The organism is Ideonella sp. B508-1 (genome assembly GCF_000333615.1).
Lineage (GTDB): Bacteria > Pseudomonadota > Gammaproteobacteria > Burkholderiales > Burkholderiaceae_C > Ideonella.
Genome location: NZ_BADL01000378.1, coordinates 1 through 883 on the forward strand (window position 1 = coordinate 1; position 883 = coordinate 883).

The 883-nt window shown below is 71.8% G+C and carries 1 protein-coding gene; it reads left to right on the forward strand.

The genetic code is table 11. From position 1 onward, the window contains the following. Nucleotides 1-108: 108 nt before the first annotated feature. Nucleotides 109-883: DnaA ATPase domain-containing protein (locus I73_RS28310; RefSeq protein ID WP_022981503.1), on the forward strand; the 775-nt coding region annotated here is incomplete at its 3' end.

Consider the following 883-nt stretch of genomic DNA (forward strand, 5'->3'; position numbering starts at 1 on the left):
CATGCGCCGCCGCGGGGGGATTGACCCCGGACGGAAAACTGTGGATAACCTCGCCCCAGGCGGCCCAAGGAGTGCGTAGAATGCGGCCGCTCAAGAAGAATTGTCCACATGAGCATTGACCTCTGGCAACGGGGCTGCGAGCGACTCGCCACCGAACTGCCTGAACAACAGTACACCACCTGGATCCGACCCCTGCCCCCCGCCGACGTCATGGAGGATGGCGAGGCGGGGACCGTGTTCGGCCTGCGCGTGCCCAACCGGTTCAAGCTGGACTGGATCCGGTCGCAGTACGCCCACCGCATCGAAACCGTGCTGAGCGAACTGGCCGGCAAGCCGGTGCGGCTGGAGCTGTCGCTGGCCCCGCGTGAAGCCCCGGCCCTGAGCCCGCGCCCCCTGCCCTCGCGCCCGAACAGCGCGGCGGCGGTGCTGCAGCGCGCCATGAACCACGCCGCCAGCGCCGCGGCCCAGGCCGTGCCGCGCCAGCAGGCCGCCCTCATGCCCACCGCCGAGGACGCGCTGGCCAACGCGCCGGGCGCCAGCGCCCTGCCCACCGGTCGCCCGGCCCCCGAGCCGATGGAGGCCCGCGCCCCGGCCGCGCCCAGCCCGGCCAGCCGCAGCCGCCTGAACCCGGCCCTGACCTTCGACAACCTGGTGGCCGGCCGCGCCAACCAGATGGCCCGCACCGCCGCCCTGCACGTGGCCGGCGCGCCGGGCGTCATGTACAACCCGCTGTTCATCTACGGCGGCGTGGGCCTGGGCAAGACCCACCTGATCCACGCGGTGGGCAACGCCCTGCTCAAGGACAACCCGAACGCCCGGGTGCTGTACCTGCACGCCGAGCAGTTCATCTCCGACGTGGTGAAGAACTACCAGCGCAAGACCT